This is a genomic window from Armatimonas sp., from assembly GCF_031410135.1.
Taxonomy (GTDB): Bacteria; Armatimonadota; Armatimonadia; order Armatimonadales; family Armatimonadaceae; genus Armatimonas.
On sequence record NZ_JANNYP010000199.1, the window covers coordinates 1 to 1,178 of the forward strand.

General features: G+C 59.9%; 1 protein-coding gene. It reads left to right on the plus strand.

Annotated features, from left to right (window positions below):
* Nucleotides 1-1,083, plus strand: a 1,083-nt coding sequence (locus RMO15_RS07215) for a GspE/PulE family protein (protein ID WP_309709845.1), incomplete at its 5' end; no start/stop codon positions are given.
* Between the last annotated feature and the right edge of the window lie 95 nt (nucleotides 1,084-1,178).

Here is a 1,178-nt window from a genome sequence, read left to right on the forward strand (position 1 = left end):
AAGAAAGACTTTCAGGTTCGCTATCGTATTGATGGCCACTTGCATGTGCTTCATGTGCTCCCGAAGACTTCGTTCGCGGCTCTGGTCTCCCGTCTCAAGATCCTCAGTGACCTAGATATCTCCGAGCGCCGTGTCCCGCAAGATGGCCGTATCAACCTGGGAATTGACGGCCGCACGGTGCAGTTCCGTGTCTCGACCCTGCCTAACCTCTACGGTGAGCGCGTGGTGCTGCGTATCCTAGATGGCGGAGCAACCCAGAAAAGCGTCGAGCAGCTGGAGTTCTCCAAACCCAACCTAGAGGCATTCCACACCCTGATCAAGCGTCCCTACGGTATCTTGCTGGTAACCGGACCGACAGGCTCAGGTAAGACGACGACGCTCTACGCTGCCCTCAACGCCGTCAAAGACGAAGCCACCAATGTCATGACGTGTGAAGATCCGGTGGAGTACGAGATGGATCGTATCAGCCAGAGCATGGTCAACCCCAAGGCGGGCCTGACTTTTGCCGCCCAGCTCCGTGCCATTCTTCGCCAGGACCCCGATGTAGTTCTTGTCGGAGAGATTCGTGATGGGGAGACCGCAGAGATCGCCTTTAAAGCCGCCATGACGGGGCACCTGGTGCTCTCGACACTCCACTGTAACCAGGCAGCAGGCGCTCCCACCCGACTGATGGACATGGGCGTGGAGCCATTTATGATCGCCTCGGGCCTGATCGGAGCGCAGGCACAGCGCCTCGCACGCCGCCTTTGTTCCCACTGCCGCACGTTTGGCCCCGCGACCCCCGATCAGCAGAAGCTCCTCGACATGATGTACGGTGCCCCTCTGCCCGTCAAGGCAATTGGCCAGGTTCAGGGCTGTGTGCGCTGCAACAACATGGGCACGTCGGGCCGCATCGGTGTCCACGAGCTGATGGTCGCCTCCGAGAGTATCCAGCAGCTCATCATGAAGCGCGCCACCACGACCGCGATTCAAAACGAGGCCATGCGCCAGGGAATGATCCCCATGATCGGCGACGGCCTCGGAAAAGTGATCGCGGGCATGGCGCTCCTCGACGATATTCAGAAAAAAGTCTTCGCGGGGTAGGTTCCCCACCTACCCCCCAGCCCCCATACTCCCAATAACCAAGCCCATAGGGTGGGAGGTAGGGGGCGTCAGAGGGGGCTGGGTGGGGTTCTACG